At 66.9% G+C, this 25123-nt stretch carries 16 protein-coding genes and 4 tRNA genes; 6 read left to right on the top strand and 14 right to left on the bottom strand.

The window, feature by feature from the left end; all coding sequences use genetic code 11:
* From AC5P7E_RS17485 to AC5P7E_RS17510, 6 genes are all read right to left on the bottom strand, one after another.
* On the bottom strand, nt 1-315 hold a 315-nt coding region (locus tag AC5P7E_RS17485), incomplete at its 3' end, for a GTP-binding protein (protein ID WP_258010329.1).
* Between the two features lie 41 nt (nt 316-356).
* Nucleotides 357-432: transfer RNA gene (locus AC5P7E_RS17490), tRNA-Thr, on the bottom strand.
* Nucleotides 433-481: 49 nt separating this feature from the next.
* Nucleotides 482-555: transfer RNA gene (locus AC5P7E_RS17495), tRNA-Gly, on the bottom strand.
* A 24-nt stretch (nt 556-579) separates the two neighbouring features.
* Nucleotides 580-665: transfer RNA gene (locus AC5P7E_RS17500), tRNA-Tyr, on the bottom strand.
* Nucleotides 666-802: 137 nt separating this feature from the next.
* Nucleotides 803-1819: an isoaspartyl peptidase/L-asparaginase family protein gene (locus AC5P7E_RS17505; protein WP_024957319.1), complete on the bottom strand. Its 1017-nt coding sequence runs from the start codon at nt 1817-1819 to the stop codon at nt 803-805.
* A gap of 105 nt (nt 1820-1924) precedes the next feature.
* Nucleotides 1925-2944 (bottom strand): cyanophycinase, encoded by a 1020-nt coding sequence (locus tag AC5P7E_RS17510; RefSeq protein ID WP_088611270.1) that lies wholly within the window; start codon nt 2942-2944, stop codon nt 1925-1927.
* A 170-nt stretch (nt 2945-3114) separates the two neighbouring features.
* Between AC5P7E_RS17510 and AC5P7E_RS17515 the strand changes: the two genes are divergently transcribed.
* The 6 genes from AC5P7E_RS17515 (at nt 3115) to AC5P7E_RS17540 (ending at nt 17508) form a co-directional block, all read left to right on the top strand.
* Complete coding sequence (locus AC5P7E_RS17515) at nt 3115-5853, top strand: TonB-dependent receptor plug domain-containing protein (RefSeq protein WP_088610971.1); 2739 nt, start codon at nt 3115-3117, stop codon at nt 5851-5853.
* Nucleotides 5854-6015: 162 nt separating this feature from the next.
* Entirely contained in the window at nt 6016-8787 is a 2772-nt protein-coding gene (locus tag AC5P7E_RS17520) for a response regulator (RefSeq protein ID WP_005408198.1), read from the top strand.
* Nucleotides 8784-10004: an EAL domain-containing response regulator gene (locus AC5P7E_RS17525; protein ID WP_005408197.1), complete on the top strand. Its 1221-nt coding sequence runs from the start codon at nt 8784-8786 to the stop codon at nt 10002-10004. The genes AC5P7E_RS17520 and AC5P7E_RS17525 overlap by 4 nt, the downstream gene beginning before the upstream one ends.
* A 123-nt stretch (nt 10005-10127) precedes the next feature.
* Complete coding sequence (locus AC5P7E_RS17530; RefSeq protein ID WP_005408196.1) at nt 10128-13355, top strand: hybrid sensor histidine kinase/response regulator; 3228 nt, start codon at nt 10128-10130, stop codon at nt 13353-13355.
* Nucleotides 13352-13993, top strand: coding sequence for a response regulator (locus AC5P7E_RS17535; RefSeq protein ID WP_005408195.1), 642 nt, complete (start codon nt 13352-13354; stop codon nt 13991-13993). The genes AC5P7E_RS17530 and AC5P7E_RS17535 overlap by 4 nt, the downstream gene beginning before the upstream one ends.
* 263 nt (nt 13994-14256) lie before the next feature.
* Nucleotides 14257-17508 (top strand): autotransporter outer membrane beta-barrel domain-containing protein, encoded by a 3252-nt coding sequence (locus AC5P7E_RS17540; RefSeq protein WP_099497493.1) that lies wholly within the window; start codon nt 14257-14259, stop codon nt 17506-17508.
* A 504-nt stretch (nt 17509-18012) separates the two neighbouring features.
* Here AC5P7E_RS17540 and ychF read toward each other — a convergent pair.
* From ychF to AC5P7E_RS17580, 8 genes are all read right to left on the bottom strand, one after another.
* Entirely contained in the window at nt 18013-19104 is a 1092-nt protein-coding gene (ychF, locus tag AC5P7E_RS17545) for a redox-regulated ATPase YchF (RefSeq protein WP_005408193.1), read from the bottom strand.
* Between the two features lie 264 nt (nt 19105-19368).
* Nucleotides 19369-19947, bottom strand: a complete 579-nt coding sequence (gene pth, locus AC5P7E_RS17550) for an aminoacyl-tRNA hydrolase (protein ID WP_005408192.1) — start codon at nt 19945-19947, stop codon at nt 19369-19371.
* Nucleotides 19948-19995: 48 nt separating this feature from the next.
* Nucleotides 19996-20613: a 50S ribosomal protein L25/general stress protein Ctc gene (locus AC5P7E_RS17555; RefSeq protein ID WP_005408191.1), complete on the bottom strand. Its 618-nt coding sequence runs from the start codon at nt 20611-20613 to the stop codon at nt 19996-19998.
* A gap of 109 nt (nt 20614-20722) precedes the next feature.
* Nucleotides 20723-21682, bottom strand: a complete 960-nt coding sequence (locus AC5P7E_RS17560; RefSeq protein WP_005415400.1) for a ribose-phosphate diphosphokinase — start codon at nt 21680-21682, stop codon at nt 20723-20725.
* Nucleotides 21683-21822: 140 nt separating this feature from the next.
* Nucleotides 21823-21899, bottom strand: a tRNA-Gln gene (locus AC5P7E_RS17565).
* Between the two features lie 11 nt (nt 21900-21910).
* Entirely contained in the window at nt 21911-22780 is an 870-nt protein-coding gene (gene ispE / locus AC5P7E_RS17570) for a 4-(cytidine 5'-diphospho)-2-C-methyl-D-erythritol kinase (protein WP_005408190.1), read from the bottom strand.
* Nucleotides 22777-23436: a lipoprotein insertase outer membrane protein LolB gene (lolB, locus tag AC5P7E_RS17575; RefSeq protein ID WP_088610972.1), complete on the bottom strand. Its 660-nt coding sequence runs from the start codon at nt 23434-23436 to the stop codon at nt 22777-22779. Before lolB ends, ispE begins: the two co-directional genes overlap by 4 nt.
* On the bottom strand, nt 23433-25118 hold the full coding sequence (locus AC5P7E_RS17580) for a tetratricopeptide repeat protein (protein WP_171969031.1): 1686 nt from the start codon (nt 25116-25118) through the stop codon (nt 23433-23435). The genes lolB and AC5P7E_RS17580 overlap by 4 nt, the downstream gene beginning before the upstream one ends.
* Nucleotides 25119-25123 lie beyond the last annotated feature (5 nt).

A 25123-nucleotide genomic window follows, 5' to 3' on the forward strand; every position in this document is an offset into this window, starting at 1 on the left:
CACCAGGATCGCGCCGTCCATCTGGGCGGCACCGGTGATCATGTTCTTGACGTAGTCAGCATGGCCCGGGCAATCGACGTGGGCGTAGTGACGGACCGGGGATTCGTATTCGACGTGCGCGGTCGAGATCGTGATACCACGAGCCTTTTCTTCCGGAGCGGCGTCGATCGAGGAGTAGTCCTTGAACTCGCCACCGAAGCGCTCGGCACCGATCTTGGTCAGTGCGGCGGTCAGCGTGGTCTTGCCGTGGTCGACGTGACCGATGGTGCCGACGTTGACGTGCGGCTTGGTGCGCTCGAACTTACCCTTGGCCATGGCTGCTTATCTCGAATTCGTCTGAGAGGTGATGCTTAAGATGGTGCTCACGAAAGGAATCGAACCTTCGACCTCTTCCTTACCAAGGAAGTGCTCTACCGACTGAGCTACGTGAGCCGAGTTTTGCATTATGACATGAACTCGATAATATTCAAAGTTCATTCAATGGAGCGGGAGACGGGAATCGAACCCGCACCATCAGCTTGGAAGGCTGAGGTTCTACCATTGAACTACTCCCGCGCCGGGAATGTCACAACGTGAAACTGGTGGAGGGAGGTGGATTCGAACCACCGAAGGCGTAAGCCAGCAGATTTACAGTCTGCCCCCGTTGGCCGCTTGGGTATCCCTCCTTACCACCCCATTCCGTTGCCGCCGAAGCGTTGCGGTGCGTGGTGGTGAGCCGCTTATTCTGCTGATGGGACGGGGGGCTGTCAACGCTTTTTTCCATTTTTTTCACACGCTGTCGCAAACCCATTGATACGCAAGGTTATTGCCCGGGAACCGGCAGGGTCTCGTTGGCGAAAATTGCGACATGAGGGACGCCGTCGCCGCCGATCCAGCCCCGATACATGCCCTGGGTGTTGAACGGCGTGGCCATTTTTCCGTCTGCGCCGAGCACGATCGCACCGCCGTCGCCGCCCATCTGCGGAATCGTCTCGTTGATCACGCCCTTGCCGGCCTGCTCCGGGCTCTGCCCCTGGTAGCGCATGCGCGCGCAGATCTCGTGCGCGGCCGCAGTGCGGATGTAGTACTCGCCCCACCCGGTGCCGGACACCGCGCAGCGTGCGTCGGCCCAGGTGCCGGCACCGATGATCGGCGAGTCACCGACCCGGCCGTAGCGCTTGTTGGTCATGCCCCCGGTGGAGGTGCCGGCGGCCAGATGCCCCTGCGCGTCCAATGCGACCGCACCAACGGTACCGAAGTGCTTTGCAGTCTCCAGGTCGGCATGCGCCTGGCCGCTGGCCTCTTCCTTCAGCGCGCGCTGCAGCTGCTGCCAGCGCTTCTCTGTACGGAAGTAGGAGGGATCGACCAGAGGAATGCCCTGCTCGGCCGCGAAGGCTTCGGCGCCCTGCCCGACCATCATCACGTGGCGGGATTTCTGCATCACGGTCTGCGCCAGCAGGATCGGGTTGCGCACCCGCTGCACGCCCGCCACCGCGCCCGCCGCCTGGTTCGCGCCATCCATGACTGCCGCATCCAGCTCGTTGTGGCCGTCGTGGGTGAACACCGCGCCCTTGCCGGCGTTGAAGGTGGGATCGTCCTCCAGCACGGTGATCGCGGCGGTGACTGCGGCCAGCGCGGGTCGCCCCGCCGCCAGTTCCGCATGACCCTTCAGCAGTGCCGCCCGCAGCGCGTCACGTGCGGCCTTTTCCTCGGCCGGCGACAGGTCCTTGCGCTCGACGCCGGCGCCGCCGTGGATGACCAGCAGCGGTGAAGCGGCCGGTGCGGCCTGGGCAAGCATGGGCAGGGACAGCAGCGCAGACAGCGCCAGGCGCAGTTTCATCGGATACGTCTCCAGCAGTAGCGGGGAATGGATTGCAGGATAGTGCCGGCCGCTGGCCGGCGGGGGGCGTATCAGGGAAGGTGGGTTGCCGGCGAGCGGCCGGCACTACCGAAGCGTGAACTCAAGCTCGCCGTCTCTGACGTCGGCCACGGCCTGGTAGTCGGCCTCGGCCTGGACGTCATCCAGGCGCATGCGGCTGCCGCTGGCGACCACCGTTACCGGCACCGCGCGGAAGCGCAGCGGCTCGCCCTCGACCAGGCGGTCGGCATCGCGGCCAGGGTTGACCACCCAGACCTTGCCCTCGCCGTCAGCACTGTAGACCTGCGCCTGGCCATCAGGCTCCACGCACAGGGCGGTGTCCTCGTCGACGCCGATGCCGACGATGTCGGGGTCGCCACTGTCCTGTGCGGCGCGCGCCACGAACACGATCAGGCGACCGAGCCGGTCGCGCTTGTCGAAGTGGGTGTCGGTGACCACGCGCTGCAGGTAGGGCATCTGCAGGAAGCCGCTGTCCATGGTCACCGCGCTGCCCATCGGGTCCGCCAGGGCACCGGCAGAGGTGATGCTGCCGCCGTCCATCGCGCCGTAGGCATAGCCACCGAGGATGGCGAGCCCCGCACTGGTACCGGCAATCGGCTTGCCAGCGCGCACGTGGGCGTTCAGCGCGCGGTTGAGCGCAGTGCCCTTCCAGAAGCGGATGTAGCGCGACTGGTCACCACCGGCAATGAAGATGGCATCAGCTGCGGCAACCACGCGCAGCACGGCCGGATCGTCGGCGCCGCGGCGGCTGTCGAAGACCAGCGTCTGCACTGCGGTGGTACCGCCGATCTCGCGGTACAGGCGGTCCTGCAGCTCATCACTGCCAGAAGCGCGCAGGATCAGCACACGGCCATTGCCAGCCTGCTTCAGCCACCAGTGGAAGGCCTCCGGCACCCATTCGCCACCGCCCATCAGCATCATGGCCGGTGCGCGCGGACCGGGCCGGGGCGCGTCGAGATCGCCGGCTTCGTAGTAGGCGAAGCCCGGGCCCTGCAGGTCCTGCGCAAGGGCGACCAACGGCACGGCCAAGACCAGCAGCGCCAGCCAGGCGAAGGGGGCACGCAGGGTCCGATGGAGGCGTCGCATCTTGATCTCCCTGAACAAAATCGACTTGCAAGCGTTTCCACTCTTTGCCAGATAGGGACCCAGTAGTCAAGGACATGAAAAAGGCGTTAAATGCGCGCGCCCGTTCCGGAAATCTGAATGGGGGACAGGGCCCCTCCTCTGCGGGCCGGCTTCATTTCCGAGAATTCCTCATGCGTAGAAAGGCGATGGCGTGGTCGATCCAGCTGGCGTTGATGGGCGTGGCTGCTTCCGCGGCGGCCCAGGCACCGGCTTCCTCCTCGGTTCAACAACTGGATGCGGTGCAGGTCACCGGATCGCGCATTCCGCGCGCCCAGGTGGAAGGCCCCGCCCCGATCACGGTGATCAACGCCGAACAGATCCGCTCCAGCGGCTTCACCAGCGTGCCGGACGTGCTGCGTGCAATGACCCAGAACGGCGGTGAGACCCAGAGCCAGCAGTCTTCCAGCGGCGCCGACTTCTCGCCGGGCGCCCAGCAGGTGGACCTGCGCGGCCTGGGCCCGAACCACACGCTGGTGCTGGTCAATGGCCGCCGCATCGCCGACTTCCCGATGCCGTTCAAGGGCCGCAGCAACTTCACCGATGTCTCCAACATCCCGCTGGGGATGATCGAGCGCATCGAAGTGCTGACCGGCAGCGCCTCGGCCATCTACGGCTCGGACGCGATCGCCGGCGTGGTCAACTTCATCCTGAAGAAGAAGGCCGACGGCACCATGATCGACATGCGCATGGGCACCACCAGCGAAGGCGGTGGCGAGTCGTTCGACATGAGCCTGGCCAGCGGCTTCAGCCGCGGCAACTTCAACGCCGTGTACAGCGTCGAGCTGCAGTCGCAGACCCCGCTATGGGCCTATGAACGCGACATCCAGGATTCGACCCAGGACGGCCCCACCGAGGGCTCGCGCATCGCCCGCCGCGCTTACCTGCGTACGGACTACAACGACGACTACCTGGATCCGGGCGCGGCCACCTGCGAAGCGCTGGCCGGGCAGAACCAGGGCAGCACCTACCGCGCCTACCGCCCGCGCTACGGTTACTACTGCGGCAGCGACAGCTCGATCGGCTACGGCACCATCCTCAGCAAGCGCCGCGGCGCCAATGGCTACGCCTCGCTGAGCTACGACTTCGACAACGGCCAGCAATGGTTCGCCGATGTGCAGCTGGGCTACCACACGATGTCGCTGATGCGCGACGTCACCAAGTGGGGCCGCATGGACGCCAATGGCGATGAGTCGGGCTACTTCAACAACCAGGCCACCGGCGAGATCGAGTTCTGGCAGCGCCAGTTCTCACCCGAGGAAATGGGGGGCCTGCGCAATGCGATGGTACGCAGCACGCAGAAGACCTTCAGCGTGACCACCGGCTTCAAGGGCAATCTGGCCGGCAACTGGGACTACGAAGCGGCGCTGAGCCATTCGCAGTACCAGTCGCGGATCAGCTGGGCGCAGATCATCGCCTCCAAGGCGAATGACCTGTTCCTGGGCCCGCAGCTGGGCGTGGACGACGACGGTTTCCCGATCTACAACGCGGACCCGTCGCGGCTGTACCGGCCGCTGACCCGCGCCGAGTACGATTCGATTGCCGCACGCACTACCTATTCGCCGAAGTCGCGCACCGAGACGGCTGCATTCACGCTGACCAATTCCGCGCTGTTCGGCCTGCCGGGCGGTGATGCCGGGTTCGCCGCGACCGTGGAAGTGGGCCAACAGGCCTATGCGCTGAATCCCGATCCGCTGGCCACCCAGTACTACTACTACAGCTGGAAGGATTCGGACGGCCAGGGCTCGCGCAACCGCTGGGCGACCGCCGCCGAGCTGCGCATGCCGCTGCACGAGACGGTCAACCTGAGCGTGGCCGGCCGCTACGACCAGTACCGCTATTCCGGCCACACCATCGGCAAGGCGACCTGGAGCGGCGGTCTGGAATGGCGCCCGATCGACACGCTGCTGGTACGCGGTTCGTATGGCACCGCGTTCCGCGCGCCGGACCTGCACTACGTGTTCGCCGGACCGGGCAACGACGAGACCACCGCCGAAGACCTGTACAGCTGCCGCGCCGATGGCGCCAGCGACTGTTCCGACTACGAGCGCAACCTGATCCGCAGCCGCACCGGCAACCGCCAGCTCGACCCGGAAACCAGCACCTCGTGGAGTGCAGGCTTGGTCTGGTCGCCGGCGATCGGCCTGGACCTGTCGGTGGACTGGTTCGACATCGACATGCGCAAGCAGGTGCAGGACATGGATGTGCGCACCCTCCTGGCCAACGAAGCGAACTGCCGGCTCGGCAGTGCCGACATCAATTCGCCGACCTGCGTGGACGCGCTCGACCGCATCACCCGTACCAGCGACGGCCGCCTGTACGGCGTGCGCGTGGCGCCGATCAACGTCGCCCGCGAGTCGACCTCCGGCATCGACGTCGGCCTGCGCTACCGCCTGCAGACCGGTATCGGCGACTTCATCCTCAATGGCACCCACACCTGGGTGAAGAAGCACGATTTCCAGCGCTACCCCGGCGATCCGACCCTGGACCAGTTCGCGGTCAACAGCGGATTCGACATCCCGCGCACCAAGACCAGCCTGAGCGTGACCTGGGAGAAGGACGCGTGGTCGGCCACGGTCTACGGTTCGCGCCTGGGCAAGCTGCCGACCTCGGACAACTACGACCAGTCGTTCGACTGGGAAAGCGGTGACAGCCCCTACGTGAAGGCGACCTACCGCTACAACGCCTCGGTGCAGTATCGCTTCGACGACCATTCGCGCCTGTCGCTGTCGGTGGTCAACGTGTTCAACAAGATGCCGCCGAAGGATGCCACCTACACCGCGTATCCGTACTACGACGTGTCCTGGTTCGACAGCGTCGGCCGCACCATCAACCTGCAGTACACCCACAAGTTCGGTGGCAGCGCGCTGTAAGTGCCCGGCCAATGTCGGTACAGGAAACCCCCGCTTCGGCGGGGGTTCCTTTTTTTGCCACCTGAACAGTGCCCGCGTGCAGGCTCCGGGCCGGTCGGCCAGCCGGAGATTTTAGGAAACAGCTGATTCCGCGCCGTCCGCGCCGCTTCCTAGCATCGTTGCATGTTCCGCTTCCCCCGCCCTTCGCTGCAGAAGACAGTGCCATCGACCACCGCGTCGGTGCTGTTGCGCTGCCTGACCGTCTGTGTCTTCATCTGCCTGGCCGCCGCGGCCGGGTTCTACCTGCTCACGGCATTCACCGAGGACATCTCGACCCATCGCCGCGAGATGAATGCAGCGGCCTACAGGGCCCAGATCTATTTCGACCAGCGCGAAGCCCTGCTGCGCTACCTGGGCGATTCGGTGCTGGCCGGCCGCCCGGATGCGCCAACTGCGGACAGCGAAGGGATGCGCCAGGTGCCGCTGGATGGTCCCGGTGGCCAGCCGGGACAACGGCTGCTGTTGTCAGCGCGTGCCGAGCACACGCTGCAGGCGCTGCAGACGCACCTGCTGCTGGTCGATGCGCGGGGTGCGCATTGGCTGGCCGGCGACGCGGTCGACGTCGACCTGGCGCGCCTGCCGTCGCTGCGTGCACTGCAGGCGCGCAACGGCAGCCTCGAGGGCGCTGACCGGGTGTACTGGCTGCGCCCGGGTGACCGTGGCGTCGCACTGGCGCAGCCGGTGCAGTCCGGTCCCCATCCGGCGCAGTGGCTGGTACTGCTGCTTGATACAGATGCAGCGGCGGGCATGATCGATGGCCAGGGCATCGGCGGTTATGCGTTGCTCGACCGTTCTGGGCAGCCTGCATTGTCCAGCCAGGCGCCGCGGCTGGATCGCGCGGGCTGGACAATCCTGCGGGAACGCCAGGACGACAGCTTCGGTACGTTATGGAGCGGCGGCCTGCCGCGCGGCGTAGCGCTGGTGAAAAGTGTCGGCAATGACGGCTGGCGGTTGGTCTACCACCTGCCGCCGCAGCTGCTGCTGGGCGACCTGGCCGTGCCCCTGCTGGTCTGCGTGCTGTTGCTGCTGCTGGCCGGTGTTGCGCTGCGCCTGCTACGGCATCGCGTGGACCTGCAGCTGATCCAGCCGGCCCTGCAGCAGCACCGCCGCCTGCTGGAGAACCTGGACTTCAGTTCGACGGTGATCGACATGGCGCCGGTCGGCATCTGCGTCCTGCGCCGCAACGACCGCGCGCTGCTGCTGTCCAACCAGCTGCTGCGCGACTGGCTCGGCGAGGAAGGCGAACACAGCGACTGGCAGGCGCCATGGCGCGGACATGCCGGCGAGCGCGGGCGCGGACTGGAATTCACCGCCCGCGACGGGCGCCAGCTGCAGGTGCTGCACGCCGCCTGCCGCTACCAGGGCGATGATGTGCTGCTATGCGTCTTCCATGATATTTCCCGACACCGCCAGGCACAGGCCGCACTGTCGTCGGCACGCCAGGCGGCCGATGCGGCCAATCAGGCCAAGAGCGCGTTCCTGGCCACCATGAGCCATGAAATCCGCACTCCGCTGTACGGCGTGCTGGGCACGCTGGAGCTGCTGGGGCACACCTCGCTGGACGCCCGGCAGTCGCAATACCTGCGCACCATCGAGAGTTCCTCGTCGGTCCTGCTGCAGTTGATCAGTGATGTGCTGGATGTGTCCAAGATCGAGTCAGGGCAGCTCAGCCTGGAGCCGGCGGCGTTCTCGCCGCGCGAGCTGACCGAGAGTGTGCTGCGCAGCTTCGCCGCGTCAGCCACCTGCAAGGGCCTGCAGATCCTGGTCTGCACCGATCCGCGCCTGCCGACGCGGGTGCTCGGTGATGCCGACCGCATCCGCCAGGTGCTGGGCAACCTGCTCAGCAACGCGATCAAGTTCACCGAGCATGGCCGGGTGATGTTGCGCGTGCGCCAAGTACAGCGCGAAGGTGAATCGAGCGTGCTGGCCTGGCAGGTGACCGATACCGGCGTGGGTATCGCTGCGGAGGAACAGGCGCGGCTGTTCGAACCGTTCCGCCAGGTCCGCGGCGCGGCCAGCGCGCAGGGTACCGGCCTGGGCCTGTCCATCAGCGACCGTCTGGTGCGCTTGATGAGCGGCGAGCTGCAGGTGGTGAGCGAGCCGGGCCTGGGCAGCAGCTTCAGCGTCCGCCTGCCATTGCCGGTGCTGGCCGCTGCCGAGGATGGGCCCACATTGCTGCCGGAACCACCGATCCTGGTGCGCGGCCGCGACCGCGAGCTGGTCGACAGTGCCTGTGGCTGGCTGTGTCGCTGGGGTGCCAACGCGCAGCCCCTGCTTGGTGACCCGACGCTGCTGGACCATGACGGCGCGATCCTGATGGATGGCGAAGCAGCCACTCCGCTGGCATGGTCGGGCCCGCGCGTGGTGGCATCGATCGAGGGCGGTGACCAGCCGATCACTGCCGCCGATGGCAGCCTGGTCGTGACCCTGCATGGCATGACCGCGATCGGCAATGCGCTGGCCAACGTGCAGCAGCAACGTGCGGCGCAGCCGGAGACCACGCGCTTGGCACCGCCCGTGCCGCTGGGGCTGCGCGTGCTGGCGGTCGAGGACAACCCGATCAACCGGGTGATCCTGGCTGAGCAGCTGCGCACCCTCGGCTGCGACGTGGAGCTGGCACAGGATGGCATTGAAGCGCTGCAACGGTGCCGCGAGCAGTGCTTCGATCTGGTGGTGACCGACATCAACATGCCGCGCATGGACGGCCACGCGCTGGCCCGCGAGCTGCGCGATGACGGCAACCTGGTACCGGTGATCGGCGCCACCGCCAATGCCACCGCCGAAGAGCGCGAGCGCTGCCTGGCCAGTGGCATGCAGGGCTACCTCAGCAAACCCATCGACATCGCCCGCCTGCGCAAGGCACTCACCGCCCTGCGCCAAGGAGATCCCGCATGACCCAGCGTGTCCTGATCCTGGAAGACCAGCCCTTCCAGCGTGGTTTCCTGGCCAATCTTTTCGGCAGCCGTGCCGGCGTCCAGGTCGATGCCTGCGAAGACGTGGATGCCGCCATCGCACTGTGTGCCTGCCAGCCCTACGACCTGGTGGTCAGTGACCTGCTGATGCCCGGGCAGGACGGCATCCAGTTCATCCAGGCGCTGGCGGCGCAGCCACGCCCCCCCCGCCTTGCCGTGGTCAGCGCGGCCCCGCGGCGGATGATGACCTCGGCACGGCTGATGGCCGAATCACTGGGGCTGGAGGTGATCGGCCTGCTGCCCAAGCCGGTGGCGGCCGCCGAAGTGAATGCCCTGTTCGAGGCGCTGGCGCAGGCGCGTCCGGCCACTGGCAAGGCCCCCACGCGCGCGGCGGCTGCACCCGAACCGGATGTTTCGCAGCTGCGCCAGGCCATGGCCGATGGCAGCCTGACGGCCTGGTTCCAACCGAAGAAGTCACTGCAGTCAGGGCGGGTCGTGGCGGCCGAGGCACTGGTGCGCTGGCGCCATCCGCAGCTGGGCACGCTGGCCGCTGGCAGCTTCCTCCCGGCGATCTGCCGATACGGGCTGGAGGGCGATCTGCTGCGGATGATGCTCAAGGCCAGCATCAGCGCACAGGCACGCTGGCGCAAACAAGGGTTCCGGGTACCGGTATCGATCAACCTGCCCCCTCACCTGCTGGAGCAGTCGGACCTGCCCGACGAACTGCTGGCACTGACCCTGGCCAACGGCGGTACGCCTGGTGAATTGTGCTTTGAGCTGATGGAAAACAGCACCACGCGGCACGTCAGCGACTTCTACGCCGGTGCCTGCCGGCTGCGCATGAAGGGCTTCGGCCTGGCCCAGGATGATTTCGGGCAGGGTCTGAGCTCGGTCCACAACCTGGTCAATACCCCCTTCACCGAGGTCAAGATCGACCGCGCGCTGGTCAGCGGCTGCGCCCGTGACCCGGCCCTGCACCTGACCTTGTCGACGGTGATCGCGCTGGCCAACCAGCTCGGGCTGACCATCGTGGCCGAGGGCGTGGAAAGCGATGCCGACCTGGCCGCGTTGCGCCAGCTCGGCTGCAGCCAGGTGCAGGGTTTCCTGATCTCGCAGGCGCTGCCCTCAGATGAGTTCACCCGCCTGCTGGACGAAGAAGCACCGCGACTGGACGAAAGATCGCGAGCCGCCCTGAGCTGACACGGTTTCCACAGCGACTTCACAACATCATCAAGTGGCATTGACGATCCTGTCTGTGCAGTGGCGGCGGACTTTGCGCTGCCGCCACCGGTGCCGCTGTCCGCCCCTGCCCTGAGACCCGCCATGCCGGCCGAGGCCGCCCCTGTTCGCCGACTCGCTCGCCGCTCACTGCGTGTCCACGCCCTGCTGATCGGCGTGGTGGTGCTGGCGACCCTGCAGGCCGGACTGCTGCTGTCTGCCGGCTCGCAACTTTTGAACGAAGAGCGCAGCAAGATCGAGTACCACTTCCGCCGCCTGGACGGCACGCTTCGCGAGCAGGAGCGCTTCCTGCGCCAGTGGCGGCTGCACGATGTCGGCGCACGAGGACAGCCGGTTGCCGATGCCAGCGTGGAACTGCAACGCGGCCCGTTGTTCGCCAACTTCGCGGCGATCGGGAGCGAGGGAGCCAGTCTTTCGCTACCGAACGAGCTGGGCGATCGTTTCCTGCGCTTCTACGGCACGTTCTGGTCGGCCTCGCACTACCCACCACCGCAATGCCTGCTGGTCGATGGCCAGGGCACGCGCGGGCTGCTGGCACCGGTGCAGATCGGCGTTACCGATGCGAGCCAGAACAGCCCGCATCACCTGCGCCCGGCGATCGCCGACATCCACCGGGTCATGGGCACGCGTCCGGCGCTGCAGCGCGGTGGCATCGTCTGGGTGAGCGTACCGTGGCGCGACCGGCAGACCCGTTTGCTGGCCATCGCGCATGCGCCGCAGGATGCACGCCTGTGGGGCGAGGACGACAAGGATTCACAGGCCGCGCTGGCCTGCCTGCTCGATCCGGGACGTGTCGATGACTACCGGCAGGTGCTAGGTGTTCCGGTGTTCCAGCGGCTGTCGCTGTTCGATACCGATGGCCAGCGCCTGCTGGGCGATGCAGCAGACGCCAGTGACGCTGGCACCTCCTGGAAGGCCGGCCTTGCAGGCCTGCAGTTCCGCATGCGCAGCGAGCGCGGCTGGCTGGCGGTGTACCACGTCAGCTGGCGGCAGGTGTTCCAGCACCCACAGGGGCCCTTGCTCGGCGCGATCGTGGTGGCCCTGCTGCTGGCGTTGGGTGGCACGCTGCTGCTGCGCGCGTATCGGCGTTCGGTCATCGAACCACTGCGCAGCAACCACGCGCGCCTGCTGGAAAGCGAGGCCTTCAGCCGCACCATCCTGGACAACGCGCCGATCGGGCTGTGCCTGCTGCGCCGTACCGATGGCAATGTGCTGCTGGACAACACCCTCGCCCGCCGCTGGCTGGGCGAAGACCACCACAGCGGAGGCTGGCATGGCCCTTGGCGGCGCAGCGTGCTGGCCGCTGGAGGCACCACGCTCGGCGATGGGCTGGCCTACACCACGCCCGAAGGCCGCCACCTGCTGGTGACCGCGACGCCGGCGCGCTATCGCGGCGAGCCGGCGGTGCTGTGTCTGTTCATCGATCTCAGCAGCCAGCATGAAGCCGAACAGGTGCTGCAGCAGGCGCGCCGTGCCGCCGACCAGGCCAACCGGGCCAAGAGCCAGTTCCTGGCCACCATGAGCCATGAAATCCGCACGCCGCTGTACGGCGTGCTCGGCACCCTCGAACTGCTCGGACTCACACCACTGGATGCGCGGCAGCAGGACTATCTGGCGACGATCCAGCGTTCGTCCTCGACCCTGATGCAGCTGATCAGCGACATCCTCGACGTCAGCAAGGCCGAGGCCGGGCAACTGAGCCTGGAGCCCAGCCCGTTCGATCCGGTGCGACTGACCGAGGATGCGCTCGACTCGTATGCTGCCGCGGCCGCCAACAAGGGGCTGCGGTTCTACGCCTGCATCGATGCCGACGTGCCACCCGTGGTGTGCGGTGATGCCGCGCGGATCCGCCAGGTCCTCAACAACCTGATCAGCAACGCACTGAAGTTCACCGACAGCGGGCGCGTGGTGGTGCGCGTTTCGGCACGCTGGCAGGAGCAACGCTGCTGGCTGCAGTGGCAGGTCGCCGATACCGGTATCGGCATTGCCAGCGAACACCAGGCGCACCTGTTCGAGCCGTTCTTCCAGGCCAACCCGGGCACCGATGCGATGCGCGGCACCGGCCTGGGGCTGGCCATCTGCGCGCATCTTGTGGCGTTGATGGAAGGCCAGCTGCGTGTGGTCAGCGAGAGCGGCCTGGGCAGCAGCTTCAGCGTCGAACTGCCGCTGCCACCGGCGCCGGCGGATCCGCAGCAATCCCCTGCGCCGCAGCTGCCTGCGGGCCTGCAGATCCAGGTACGGGGCGGCGTGCGCGAGCTGGTGCAATCGCTGTGCGAACGCCTGCAGCAGCGTGGTGCACAGGCCAGCGTGTACCGGGAAGACAGCACGGCAGACTTGCCATCGCCCACCGTGCTGCTCGACCTGGTCCTTGACGACCCGCTGCCCCGGTGGGCCGGTGGACCGCGTGTGGTCGCCTGCCGCGAAGGCGGCGTGCGCCCCCGGCACATTGATGGCTTCTGGCAGGTTGGCCTGCACCGGTTCGATGCGATCGTGCTCGCGTTGGCCGCGGCCAGTGGCCAGCCACTGGCGGCGAGCGCCGAAGGGCGCCTGCCGGCGACGCGTCGTTTCGGCCTGCAGGTGCTGGTGGCCGAGGACAACCCGATCAACCAGGCGATCCTGCGCGACCAGCTGGAACAGCTCGGCTGCCGTGCCGTGGTCGCCAGCGATGGCAATGAAGCGCTGGGCTACTGGCAGCAGGGCGCGTTCGCGCTGGTGCTGACCGACCTGAACATGCCCGGGATGGATGGCTATGGCCTGGCGCGCGCCTTGCGGGCGCGCGGTGTCAGCGTGCCGATCCACGGAGCCACCGCCAACGCCGATCCGGCCGAACGCCAACGCTGCCAGGAATCGGGCATGCAGGGCGTGCTGGTCAAGCCGATCACGCTGGAAGCGCTGCAACGCCTGCTGATCCGGATCACCCAGGGCGATGTGGCGGTTTCCGCGCCGCCGCAAAGTCCTGTATCCACCGATACGCGCGATGATGATCCGCCGCTGCAGGTTCCCGCAAGAATGCAGGCATTGTTCGTGCAGACCATGCAGGCTGACCTGGACAGCCTGCGCCAGTCGATTGCCACCGCCGATCCCGCGCGCGTGGTGCAGGTACTGCATCGCATCCGCGGCGCACTGGTCATCGTCGGCGCACCTGCGCTGGTGGACAGCGGCCTGCAGATCGAACAGGGCCTCGCAGGCGGCGATGACCTGGTCACCCAGGAGGCTCCGCTTGCCGGCTTCCAGCGACGCCTCGAACAGCTGCTGCATCCGCTGCTCGGCGCGGTATCTCCTTCCTCATCTGACGACCCGAACCCGCCATGACCACACGGATCCTCATCGCCGACGACCACCCGATCGTGCTTGCCGGCATCCGCGACGTACTGGCCGGGGAGCTGGACCTCGAGGTCGTGGGCGAAGCGGCCGACCCGGCGACGCTGATCGAGCTGATGACCCGGACCCGGCCACAGGCGGTGATCACCGACTACAGCATGCCAGGGGGCGACCGCTTCGGGGACGGCATCAAGCTGATCTCGTTCCTGCGCCGCAGCTTCCCGGAGACGCGCCTGCTGGTGCTGACGATGGTGTCCAACCCGTCGTTGGTTGCGGCGATGTATGCCGCTGGTGCCGGCGGCGTGGTGCTCAAGAGCCATGGATTGGGCAGCCTGGTACAGGCCCTGCGCGTGGTGCTGGCCGACCGCGTCTACCGGCCCCCGGGCCTGCTGCCGGTAGCGGCGAGCGAGCCGGCCGATGCCGATGCGGTGCGTGCGCGGCTGTCGCCGCGCGAGCTGGAAGTGATCCGGCTGTTCACCGGCGGCATGAGCGTGGGCGACATTGCACGCCAGCTGCAGCGCAGCGCCAAGACGGTCAGCACGCAGAAGATCAGCGCGATGCGCAAGCTGGGCGTGGACAGTGATCAGGCGCTGATCGAGTACTGCCTGCAGGCCTCGTTGTTCGCCTGAGGTCCACTCCAGGCTGAACCCTGCAGCCCCTGTACAAGGGTCTGCACCGGCTTTAGGAAACGCCTGATTCCATAGGACAGCGCCGATTTCTAGGCTGGACGCATCCCGCCTTGGTGCGCCTGCCGGCAGTAGCTGCGTCGCCCTGGGGGACGGAAGTCCGATGGCGCCTGCAGCTGCCATCGCGTGTGGCTTCCGCAGCGACGCGGCCCTGCCGCGCCAGTTCGCGCAGCCGTGCTGCGCCCTGCCACAGGAAGTCCAACAGAATGTACGCCTCCCCCACACGGTACCGCCGTGCGCCCGGGCGCGCGCGCCTCGCGCCTGCCCCCCTTCTTCCCAGCCTGCTGGCCACCGCCCTGTGGGCGGCGCTGCCGGTCCACGCTGCCGATCTGACCGGGCCGCTGAAGGTCATCAATGGCCAGACCCTGCAGCTGGATGCGAGCGATACCCTGCTGCACTCCATGGGCGGCTTCGCCCTGGACGTGAACGGAGCCGGCAGCACGGCAACGCTCGATGGCACGCGCGTCGATGTCACCGGCGGCGGCAGCGCAATCCAGGCCTCCGCAGGTGGCAGTGTTCTTGTACAGGGAGGTCACATACAGCTTGGCAATGGAAGTTCAGGCGTCGGTTATGCGCTCAACGCAACCGGCATCGGCAGTGTCATCCACGCCAGCAACCTGGTCATCAATGCCTATCGCAACAGTTCCGGCTACGGCACGGTCAACGCCACCAACGGCGGCAAGATATGGCTCGATGGCGGCAGTGTAAGCAGCGATGGTCATGCCCTGTATTCCAGCGGACGTGGAAGCGAGCTGCATGTATCGGGTACCACGATCAGCAACGGTGCCGGCCGCGCCATCTATGCCGACGGCGGCGCACTGCTTTCGTTGGAATCACTGGCGATGACGTTCGCGCAGGCGACCAACGGTTCCAGCGGCCGCCTGTCCGCAAGCGGCAGCGGAAGCGTGTTGTCGCTGCGCGATGTGGATGTCATCAATGGCTACTTCGACATTGACAACGGGGGGATCCTCCGCATCACCGGGGGCACCGCCACCGCCAACGGCAGCAGCATCCGACTGATGGGAAACCGGACCAGTCGAACGTTCGCCACAGCGGAAATCACCAATGCCCGCTTTGAAAGCACCGGCGGCTACGGCGTCAACGTCAACAGCTGGGGCAAGTTGACCGCCGAGGGCGCGCACTTCACCGTGCGCGATGGCAGTTCCGGGATCTGGCTGTCCGGTGCCGACTCGCTGGCGGACCTGAGCAACACTGTGATCAGCACCTTTGGTGACAACGGGTATGGCCACGGTGTGGACGTATGGGGTGGCACCGCGACGATCACCGGTGGCAGCATTGATACCCATGGCGATGGCGTCTACGGCCTGCGCGCTTCCGGCAGCAACCCTCCAACGCCCTACTCCCGGATCCGTGCCAGGAATCTCGACATTGCGACCTACGGTGCGGTGTCCGGTGGTGTGTTCCTGGGCGGCAGTACCGCGGACATACAGCTGGACGGCGGCTCGATCACCACCCATGGCGCAGCCTCGTTCGGCATCGTGCAGATGAACACTGCAAAGCTCACTGCGGACGCCCTGCACATCCAGGCGCTGGGAACGAACTCGGGCGCCTATCGTTCCTACATCACCGTATTTGGTCCCTACTGGGATCGGCTGGTGTTCAACGACAGCCAGATCGAGACCCTGGACGGCCCAGCGTTGTGGCTGCAGGGAAGCAACCACGAACTGACACTCAACAATACCGCCGTTGTCGCCCGTCAGGCAGGTGACCTGGTTGGCGGCCGACTGCTGAGGGTCAGCGATACCGTGTTCACTGATGGCAGCTCGGTGGCAACGTCCGAGATCCGCTTCACCGCGGACAACAGCCGCCTGAGCGGCGACGTGGTCGTCGACAGCGCGACTGCGGAGGTGCACATGGTGCTGCGCAACGGTACTCAGTTCAGCGGCGCCCTGCGCAACGACTCCGGTTACCAGGTCGCACAACTGGCGCTGGATGACAGCAGCCAGTGGAACGTGCGTGCCAGTTCCAGCGTCGGTACGCTCGAACACGCCGGCACCATCGCTTTCGATGCGCCGGCGGCCCGCGATTTCAAGACCGTTACCGTCAGCGGCGACTACGTGGGCAACGGTGGCCATTGGATCTTCAACCGTGCACTGGGTGACGACACCTCGCTCGGCGACCAGCTGATCATCAACGGCAGCAGCAGCGGCACTGCCAGCGTGAGCGTGCGCAACGCCGGCGGCGCCGGTGCACTGACCAAGGAGGGCATCCGCCTGATCACCGTGGCTGGCCAGTCGGATGCACAGTTCAGCCTGCAGGGGCGCGCGGTCGCCGGTGCCTACGACTACTTCCTGTTCAAGGGCGGCGTGTCGACCCCGGATGATGGCAACTGGTACCTGCGTTCGGAATACGCGCCGCCGGTCGATCCACCGGAGCCACCGATTGATCCGCCGCAGCCACCAGATCCCCCGGTCGATCCGCCGTCGCCGCCGGAACCGCCGGTCGATCCACCATTGCCGCCGGAGCCGCCGATCGATCCGCCGCGCCCGCAGGTGGAACGCCCGGAACCGGCGGCCTACCTGGCCAACCGCAGCGCCGCGCTGGGCATGTTCCGGCACAGCCTGCACGACCGCGCCGGTGATCCCGCCGCCGAAGCGGGCTTCAGCGGCGATGCCGTGGCCTGGATGCACCTTCGCAGCGCGCAGCCCGACAGCCACGACCGCAACCGCCAGGTCCAGGTCGATGGGCAGATCAGCAGCGTGCTGGTCGGCGTCGGCCGCCGCTTCGAGGTGGTTGGCGCGGGCGAACTGCAGGCAGGTGCGATGCTCGGCCACGGCCGTGCGCGCAATGACAGCCGATCGCAGGTGACCGGCTACGCCGCGCGGGGCGTGGTCACCGGCACCAGCGTGGGCGCGTATGCCACCTGGCTGCAGGATGCACGCATGCAGGGCGGCGCCTATGTGGATGGTTGGCTGCAATACGGCCGCTTCCGCAACAGCGTGCAGGGCGAAGGCCTGCAGAAGGAGCGCTATGACGCCCGCAACTGGAGTGCGTCGGCCGAAGCCGGCTATGTGCTCCCCCTGCGGCGCACCGCGCAGCGCGGCATCTACCTGGAACCGCAGCTGCAGGTGGTTCATAGCCGCTATGACAGCGACCGCGTGGTCGAGGCCAACGGCACGGTGGTCGAGGACCGCGGCGGTAGCGAGACCAGCAGCCGCCTCGGCCTGCGCCTGTACAGCCGCGGGTTGAGCCCGGCGCAGGGCCAGGTGCACCCGTACGTGGCGGTGAACTGGTGGTCCGGCGGCAATGGCGCAGGCCTGGCGATGGACGGCGAGCGCCTGCAGCGGCAGCTGCCGCGCGACATCTACGAAGCCAAGGCCGGTGTGCAGGTGAATCTGTCCGGCGGTTGGCGAGGCTGGGGTGAATTGAGCCGGCAGAGCGGTGGCATGGGCTTCCGCGATGTCGGTGCGCAGATGGGCGTGTCGTACACCTGGTGATGCGGGAAGTGCCCGGCAAGGGAGTGCCGGGCGCTTTTTCCACATGCCGCGTGGAAAGCGATGGGGGTTAGGTGTGGACAAGTGGCGGTGAGCGCCACGCATCAAGCGTTTCGGCGCGTGGTGAATTTTTGTCCATGCCCATCCGCGGTTTTCCACACCCGGCGTGGAGAGCGGTTTGGATTTGATGTGGACAAGTGGGTGGGAATGTTGCCACGCAAGCGTTTCGATACGTGGCGAAATTTTGTCCACGCGGAACGATTGAGGCGTCTAGCGCCGAGCCCACGCTCAGCTCACGTCCATCGCAGCCGAGCATGGGCTCGGCGCTGCATCAGGTTCGCCGGTTTTCCACACCCGACGTGGAAAGCGATGGGAGTTTGCTGTGGACAAGTACCGGCGAACGTCACACCGCAAGCGTTTCGCAGCGTGGTGTTTTTTTGTCCATTACCGGAAACGCGAACGCCCCGCACAGGGCGGGGCGTCCGGGGTCGATCCGATGCCGCTGGATCAGACGTTGAAGCGGAAGTGCAGGATGTCGCCTTCCTGCACGCGGTATTCCTTGCCTTCCAGGCGCAGGCGACCGGCTTCCTTGGCGCCGGCTTCGCCCTTGTACTTGATGAAGTCGTCATACGCGATGGTTTCGGCGCGGATGAAGCCCTTCTCGAAGTCGGTGTGGATGACGGCGGCAGCCTGCGGGGCGGTGGCGCCCTTGCGTACGGTCCACGCGCGGACTTCCTTCACGCCAGCGGTGAAGTAGGTCTGCAGGCCAAGCAGGCTGTAGGCCGCGTTGATCACGCGGTTCAGGCCCGGCTCGCTCAGGCCCAGGTCGGCCAGGAAGGTATCGCGGTCTTCATCGTCGAGCTGGGACAGCTCTTCTTCGATCGCGGCCGACACCGGCACCACCTGCGCGCCTTCGGCGGCAGCATGCGCACGCACGGCTTCCAGGTGCGGGTTGTTCTCGAAGCCGTCTTCCAGCACGTTGGCGATGTACATCACCGGCTTCAGGGTCAGCAGGAACAGGTCGCGCACCAGCGCCTTCTCTTCCTCGTCCAGGCCCACCGAACGACCGGCCTTGCCGTCCGACAGCGCAGCCTGCAGCTTGGCCAGCACCGGCTTGCGCGCCGCTGCGTCCTTGTCGCCGCCCTTGGCCGCACGCTCGGCACGGTTCAGCGCCTTCTCGACACTGTCCAGGTCGGCCAGCGCCAGCTCGGTGTCGATGGTTTCGATGTCAGAGATCGGATCGACCTTGCCGGCCACGTGCACGATGTCGCCGTGCTCGAAGCAGCGCACCACGTGGGTGATCGCGTCGACTTCGCGGATGTGCGCCAGGAACTTGTTGCCCAAGCCTTCACCGCTGGCGGCACCGGCCACCAGGCCGGCGATGTCGACGAACTCAACCGCGGTCGGGATGACCTTCTGCGGGTTGATGATGCCCGCCAGCTCGTTCAGGCGCGGGTCCGGCACCGGCACGATGCCGACGTTCGGCTCGATGGTGCAGAACGGGAAGTTCGCCGCGGCGATACCCGCCTTGGTCAGCGCATTGAACAGGGTCGACTTGCCGACGTTGGGCAGGCCGACGATGCCGCATTTGATACCCATGGGTGACAGCTCTCTGGGGTGAAAGTGATTGGGGAAACAGCGGCCTGGGCGCTGCTTTTCCAATCATTCTCCGTACCGACCAACGGTCGGTACCTACCGGATTGGTTGGTTCCGTACCGACCAACGGTCGGTACCTACCGGATTGGTTGGTTCCGTACCGACCAACGGTCGGTACCTACCGGATTGGTTGGTTCCGTACCGACCAACGGCCGGTACCTAGCGGATTGGATGGTTCCACACCGACCAACGGTCGGTACCTACAGCTTATTTCGGGGTGTGCAGCCGCTTCATCGCTTCGCTGAAATCGCCCTGTACCGCCAGCGGCATCACGTCGATCGCATCGTCGATGGCGCGTGCGATCAGCACGTCGTCCTCCTTGGACGGGCGCCCCAGCACCCAACCCACTACGCGGTCCTTGTGGCCGGGATGGCCGATGCCCACGCGCAGGCGATGGAACTTGCCGTGGCCGAGCAGGCGGATGGTGTCGCGCAGGCCGTTCTGGCCGCCGTGGCCACCGTCGAACTTCAGCCGCGCCACGCCGGGCGCCAGGTCCAGTTCGTCATGGGCCAGCAGGGTCTCTTCCGGTTCGATCTTCCAGAACCGCTGTGCGGCGGTGACCGACTTGCCGCTGAGGTTCATGAAGGTGGCGGGCTTGAGCAGCCACACCGTCTGCCCGGCGATCTCGACCTTGGCGGTCTCACCGAACAGCTTGCTGTCCACATTCCATCGCGCACCGGCTTTCTCCGCCAGGGCCTCAACGAAATGAAACCCGGCATTGTGCCGGGTCCGGGCGTGTTCCGATCCGGGATTGCCCAGACCGACGATCAGTCGCAGTCCTGCCATGGTTCCTTCCAGTACGGTGCCTGCCCGGAGGCAGGCACCGTAACGGTATTACTCGGCGGCAGCCGCTTCTTCGTCAGCCTCGTCGGCCTTGCCGGCCTTGGCGGTGACGATGGCGTCGTCGTGGTCCTTGCCCAGCGCCAGAGCCGGGATTTCCACGCCCTTCGGCAGCTTGATGTCGGACAGGTACACCACGTCACCGGCCTTCAGCTCGCCCAGGTCGACTTCGATCGACTCCGGCAGGTCCTTCGGCAGGCAGGTGATGGTCACTTCCTTCAGTTCGTGGGTGACCACGACGTCGGCAGCCTTGCCGGCCGGCGAGGTGTCTTCGTTGACGAAGTGCAGCGGGACCGAAGCGGTCAGGGCTTCGTTCTCGTTCACGCGCTGGAAGTCCAGGTGCATGATCAGCTGCTTGTACGGGTGGCGCTGCATGTCACGCAGCAGGACCTTCTGCACCTGGCCATCCAGGTTCAGGTCCAGGATCGAGGCATAGAACCACTCGTTCTGCTGGGCCAGCCAGATTTCGTTGTGGTCCAGGCTGATGGCGACCGGCTCGGCGTTGCCGCCGTACACGATGGCCGGGATCACACCGGCGTGACGCAGGCGGCGGCTCGCACCCTTACGCTGCAGTTCACGCTTGGTGACCTTGATTTCATGGGTCTTCGACATTTTCGACTACTCAGGTTGTTGCCGCGCCCTGCGGCGTGGCGGTTGAAGATGCTTCCGCGACCAGAAGCATCCGGGTATGCCCCCGCCGTTGCCGGCAGGGGCGAAAAACTCAGTCGACGTACAGCGAGCTGACCGACTCGCCGAAGGCGATGCGACGCATCGTTTCGGCCAGCATTTCCGCCACGCTCAGCTGGCGGATCTTGCTGCACACCCGCGCCGCGTCCTTCAGCGGGATGGTGTCGGTCACCACCAGCTCGTCGAGCTGGGAATTGGTGATGTTGTCCACCGCCGGGCCCGACAGCACCGCGTGGGTGCAGTAGGCGGCAACCTTGAGCGCACCGCGCGCCTTCAGGGCAGCGGCAGCGGCGCACAGGGTGCCGGCGGTATCGACGATGTCATCGACCATCACGCAGGTCTTGCCTTCGACGTCACCGATGATGTTCATCACGGTGGAGACGTTGGCGCGCGGGCGGCGCTTGTCGATGATCGCCAGGTCGGCATCATCCAGGCGCTTGGCCACCGCACGGGCGCGGACCACGCCGCCCACGTCCGGCGAGACAACAATCAGGTTCTCGGTGCCGTAGGCGCGCCAGATGTCGGCCAGCAGCAGCGGGGACGCGTACACGTTGTCCACCGGAATATCGAAGAAGCCCTGGATCTGGTCGGCGTGCAGGTCAACGGTCAGCACGCGATCAGCGCCAGCGGTGCTGAACATCTTCGCCGCCAGCTTGGCGGTGATCGGCACGCGCGAGGAACGCATGCGGCGATCCTGGCGCGAGTAGCCGAAGTACGGCACCACGGCGGTCACGCTGGCCACCGATGCGCGCTTGAGCGCGTCGATCAGCACCAGCAGTTCCATCAGGTTTTCCGCGCTCGGCGCGCAGGTCGGCTGGATCACGAACACGTCCTGCTTGCGGACGTTCTCTTCGATCTCCACCTGCACTTCACCATCGGAGAAGTGCGAGACCAGCGCCTTGCCCGGGCGAACCCCCAGTTCCTTGCAGATGTTCTGCGCCAGACGTTTGTTGGCGTTGCCGGAAAAGACCAGCAGGTTCGGGGACTCTTGCATCATGATTGTCTCGGGCGGGGACGAGTGGCGGGGATCCGGAGTCGGCAAGGACCCCGATGGACCCTTGCTGCTGACAACACCGCGGTTGTTTCCACGTCCCGCGCGGGCGATGCGCTGGAAGGCGCGGACACAGCCGCTATTGGCAGGGGCGGTAGGATTCGAACCTACGAATGCCAGGATCAAAACCTGGTGCCTTGGGCCTCTTGGCGACGCCCCTGCATTGATAAATCAGTGTTGCTCGAGTGCATCCAGCAGTGGCGAACGCGCAACGCCCGCTGCCACCCTTGCCCGCAACTCCTTCGGCAACTTCGACCGTCCCTGCTCTGCGGCAGACTGCGATGCGAACTCGACGAAACAACCACTTCCCGAACCGGTCAGCCGCGCCGTGCCGATATCGCTCAACGCGGCGAACGCTGCCTCGACGGCAGGCTCACGGCGGCGCAGCACCGGTTCGAACGCGTTCCCGACCAAGGTCCCGGAAGCGAAGTCCTCTATTTTCGCCACTGGGCTGCCGCGCGTCAAATCCGGGTCTGCGAACAGAGCCGGGGTGGGAACATGAACACCCGGTTCAACCACCACATACCAGGCCGGCTCCAGCACGATCGGCTGTAGGCGCTCACCCACCCCTTCGGCCCAGGCATTGCGCCCGCGCACGAACACCGGCACGTCAGCGCCCAGGCGCAGGCCCAGCGCAGCAAGCGCGTCCTCGTCCAGACCGGCACGCCAGAGCCGGTTCAGCACCACCAGTACGGTGGCCGCGTCGGACGAACCGCCGCCAAAGCCACCACCTGCAGGAACGTGTTTTTCGACGATGATGTCCGCGCCTTGCACGATATTGGCCGCATCTTTCAGAAGCCGCGCGGCGCGGACCGCCAGGTCATCCGCCTCGGCCACGCCAGCCAGCCCCTCGCCCTGCCGGCGCACCTGGCCGTCTTCGCGCAGGCGCAGACCGATGCGGTCGCCCCAGTCCAGCAGGCGGAACACGGTCTGCAGCTCGTGGTAACCATCGGCACGGCGGCCGGTGATGTGCAGGAACAGGTTCAGCTTGGCCGGGGCCGGCCACCAGGACCAGCCCGTGTCATCGCGCCCGGCACTCATGGGGTGCCCTGCCCCCATTGGTCGACCAGCAGGCGCACCTTGGCGTCGCCATTGCTGGCCTCGATCCGGCGCGGCAGCGCCGGGCGCCCGGCCTCGGCCGGGTACCAGTCCAGGTACTGCACCTGCCAGCCCATCTGCTGCATGCGACGCGGCCGGCCTTCACCATCACGCTCGACCTTCTCCGGACCGGCAGCATCACCGGCCACCAGGCCACGGATCCACGCCGGCAGCTGGTTGACCGGGATGTCCCAGCCGGTCGCCTCCAGCAGCAGTTGCTGGGCGTCCTCGCCGGCACGCGGCCCACCGGCCAGTCCCTCCAGGCGACCGGCTTCGGAATGGGTATCGCCGGTCAGCTTCCAGCTCTGCCGGGTCACCGGCGCGCTCAGCTCGACCACATAGCGGCGTCCTTCCTGCTTCCAGTCGATGCGTCCGCTGCCGCCATCCTTGCCCTTGCTGACTGCGACCCGGCCCTGGAAAGCCCAGTCCGGCTGTGCCTGCAGCGCGGCCACGCGCACCGCCTCGGCCTGCGCCGCTTCGGCCGAAACAACCTCGACCACCGCCGGCGCCGGGGTCTTCTGCGTGCCCACGCTGGTACAGGCGGTCAGCGCCAGGGCCGCGGTTGCCAACAGCAGCGGCCGGATCAGGGAAACACTCATGGATTGAATTTCTCGCGGGCGCGCAGCAGCGCGCGGTTTTCAGGGTCGAGCTTGGCCGCTTCGTCGAAGAAATGGCGGGCCTCGTCATGCTTGCCCAGCACCCACAACACTTCGCCGACATGGGCGGCGATCTCGGGGTCCTTGGCCAGGGTCCAGGCACGGCGCAGCTGCACCAGTGCTTCTTCCTTGCGGCCCAGGCGGTACAGCACCCAGCCATAGCTGTCGACGATGGCAGCGTTGTCCGGTTCGGCCACGCGGGCGCGGTCGATCAGCTCCAGCGCTTCCTGCAGGCGACCGGTGCGATCGGCCAGGGTGTAACCCAGCGCGTTCAATGCCGGCACGTTCTCCGGGTCGGTCACCAGGATCTTGCGCAGGTCGGCCTCGGCGCGCGGGATGTCGTCGCGGCGTTCCCAGGTGAGCGCACGGGCGTACAGCAGGCCGTTGTCATCCGGGTAGGCGGCCAGGCCGCGGGCCAGCGCATCCAGCTCCCCGGCACTGTCGTCAGCACGCTGGCGCAGTTCGGCTTCCAGCAGGTAGGCATCGCGGCGCACATCGTCGTCGACCACCGCATCGGACTGGATCGCGTGCACTTCATCCAATGCCTGCGGCAGGCGCCCGGCCAGGGCCTGGGCGTTGGCTGCGCGCAGGCGCGCCTCGCTCAGTTCATCGCCACCGGGCACGCTGTGGTACCACTGCACCGCCTCGGGATAACGCTTCAGGTATTCGGCGATCTTGCCCAGCAGCAGGCGCTGCGCCGGGTCCGGCTTGGCCGCCTGCCGCGACAGTTCGTTGTAGAGGTTGGACAGCGCCGCCTTGTCGCCCTGCTTGGCCAGCAGCGAGGCGCGCATGCCCCAGGTCTGCACGTCCTGCGGGCCGAACGCCAGCACGCGCTCGGCGGCGGCGGGCTGGCCGAGGCTGTCATAGGCAATGGCCACTGCATTGCGCAATTCCGGGTCCTGGCGGGTCTTCGGCTCCACATCGTGCAGCAGCGACAACGCCTTGCCGGTCTCCCCGGCCTGCTGCAGCTGGCTGGCCCGCAGCAGCGCCACACGCGGTTCCTCGGGGAAGCGCTTGACCACTTCATCGATCATGCGCCGCGCCAGCTCGGGCTTGTCCATGCGCAGGGCAAGGCGTCCGAACTCCTGCCACGCCTCGATCTTCGGCGGAATGGCGTTGGCGTCGACCAGCTCGCCCAGCACCTGCGCCGGTACTGCCGGGTCGCGGCCGCCACCGATCAGGGCGGCCAGGGCGAACTTCCAGCCACGTTCATCCGGGTCGGCCAGCAAGGCCTGCAGATCGCCACGCGCTGCCTTCACATCGCCCTGGCGCATGGCCAGCGCGGCAGCGGCACTGCGCATGGTCAACGAGCTGGGCGCGCGCTGCTGCCACAGGGCCAGGCCCTTGGCGGCGCTGGCGTCATCGTTGGCGAGCATGGAAATGCGGGTCGCGCGCTCGGCCAGGCCGGCGTCGCCGTCGGTCTGCTGGGCGGCCTGCAGGTACCAGCGGGCCGCCTCGGCCAGCTTGCCGGCCTGCAGCGCGAACTCACCGGCCATCACCGGTTCCAGCGCCAGTTCCTCAGTGGCCGGGGCCCGTACGGGGGCCTTGGCCGGCACCGCCGCCAGGGCCTGGCTGCAGGCCAGGGACAGCAGCAGAACACTGGGGATGCGAATCAATGCGGGCATCGTCG

The sequence above is a fragment of the Stenotrophomonas sp. YJH_SMC_25 genome (assembly GCF_059369595.1).

Excerpts from the sequence above, each read along its gene's own strand:
- ispE (WP_005408190.1), bottom strand. The coding sequence starts at position 22,780 with ATGAGTGCCGGGCGCGATGACACGGGCTGGTCCTGGTGGCCGGCCCCG.
- AC5P7E_RS17515 (WP_088610971.1), top strand. The coding sequence starts at position 3,115 with ATGCGTAGAAAGGCGATGGCGTGGTCGATCCAGCTGGCGTTGATGGGC.
- lolB (WP_088610972.1), bottom strand. The coding sequence starts at position 23,436 with ATGAGTGTTTCCCTGATCCGGCCGCTGCTGTTGGCAACCGCGGCCCTG.
- AC5P7E_RS17580 (WP_171969031.1), bottom strand. The coding sequence starts at position 25,118 with ATGCCCGCATTGATTCGCATCCCCAGTGTTCTGCTGCTGTCCCTGGCC.
- AC5P7E_RS17555 (WP_005408191.1), bottom strand. The coding sequence starts at position 20,613 with ATGTCGAAGACCCATGAAATCAAGGTCACCAAGCGTGAACTGCAGCGT.
- ychF (WP_005408193.1), bottom strand. The coding sequence starts at position 19,104 with ATGGGTATCAAATGCGGCATCGTCGGCCTGCCCAACGTCGGCAAGTCG.
- AC5P7E_RS17530 (WP_005408196.1), top strand. The coding sequence starts at position 10,128 with ATGCCGGCCGAGGCCGCCCCTGTTCGCCGACTCGCTCGCCGCTCACTG.
- AC5P7E_RS17520 (WP_005408198.1), top strand. The coding sequence starts at position 6,016 with ATGTTCCGCTTCCCCCGCCCTTCGCTGCAGAAGACAGTGCCATCGACC.
- AC5P7E_RS17540 (WP_099497493.1), top strand. The coding sequence starts at position 14,257 with ATGTACGCCTCCCCCACACGGTACCGCCGTGCGCCCGGGCGCGCGCGC.
- AC5P7E_RS17505 (WP_024957319.1), bottom strand. The coding sequence starts at position 1,819 with ATGAAACTGCGCCTGGCGCTGTCTGCGCTGCTGTCCCTGCCCATGCTT.
- AC5P7E_RS17535 (WP_005408195.1), top strand. The coding sequence starts at position 13,352 with ATGACCACACGGATCCTCATCGCCGACGACCACCCGATCGTGCTTGCC.
- AC5P7E_RS17510 (WP_088611270.1), bottom strand. The coding sequence starts at position 2,944 with ATGCGACGCCTCCATCGGACCCTGCGTGCCCCCTTCGCCTGGCTGGCG.
- AC5P7E_RS17560 (WP_005415400.1), bottom strand. The coding sequence starts at position 21,682 with ATGCAAGAGTCCCCGAACCTGCTGGTCTTTTCCGGCAACGCCAACAAA.
- pth (WP_005408192.1), bottom strand. The coding sequence starts at position 19,947 with ATGGCAGGACTGCGACTGATCGTCGGTCTGGGCAATCCCGGATCGGAA.
- AC5P7E_RS17525 (WP_005408197.1), top strand. The coding sequence starts at position 8,784 with ATGACCCAGCGTGTCCTGATCCTGGAAGACCAGCCCTTCCAGCGTGGT.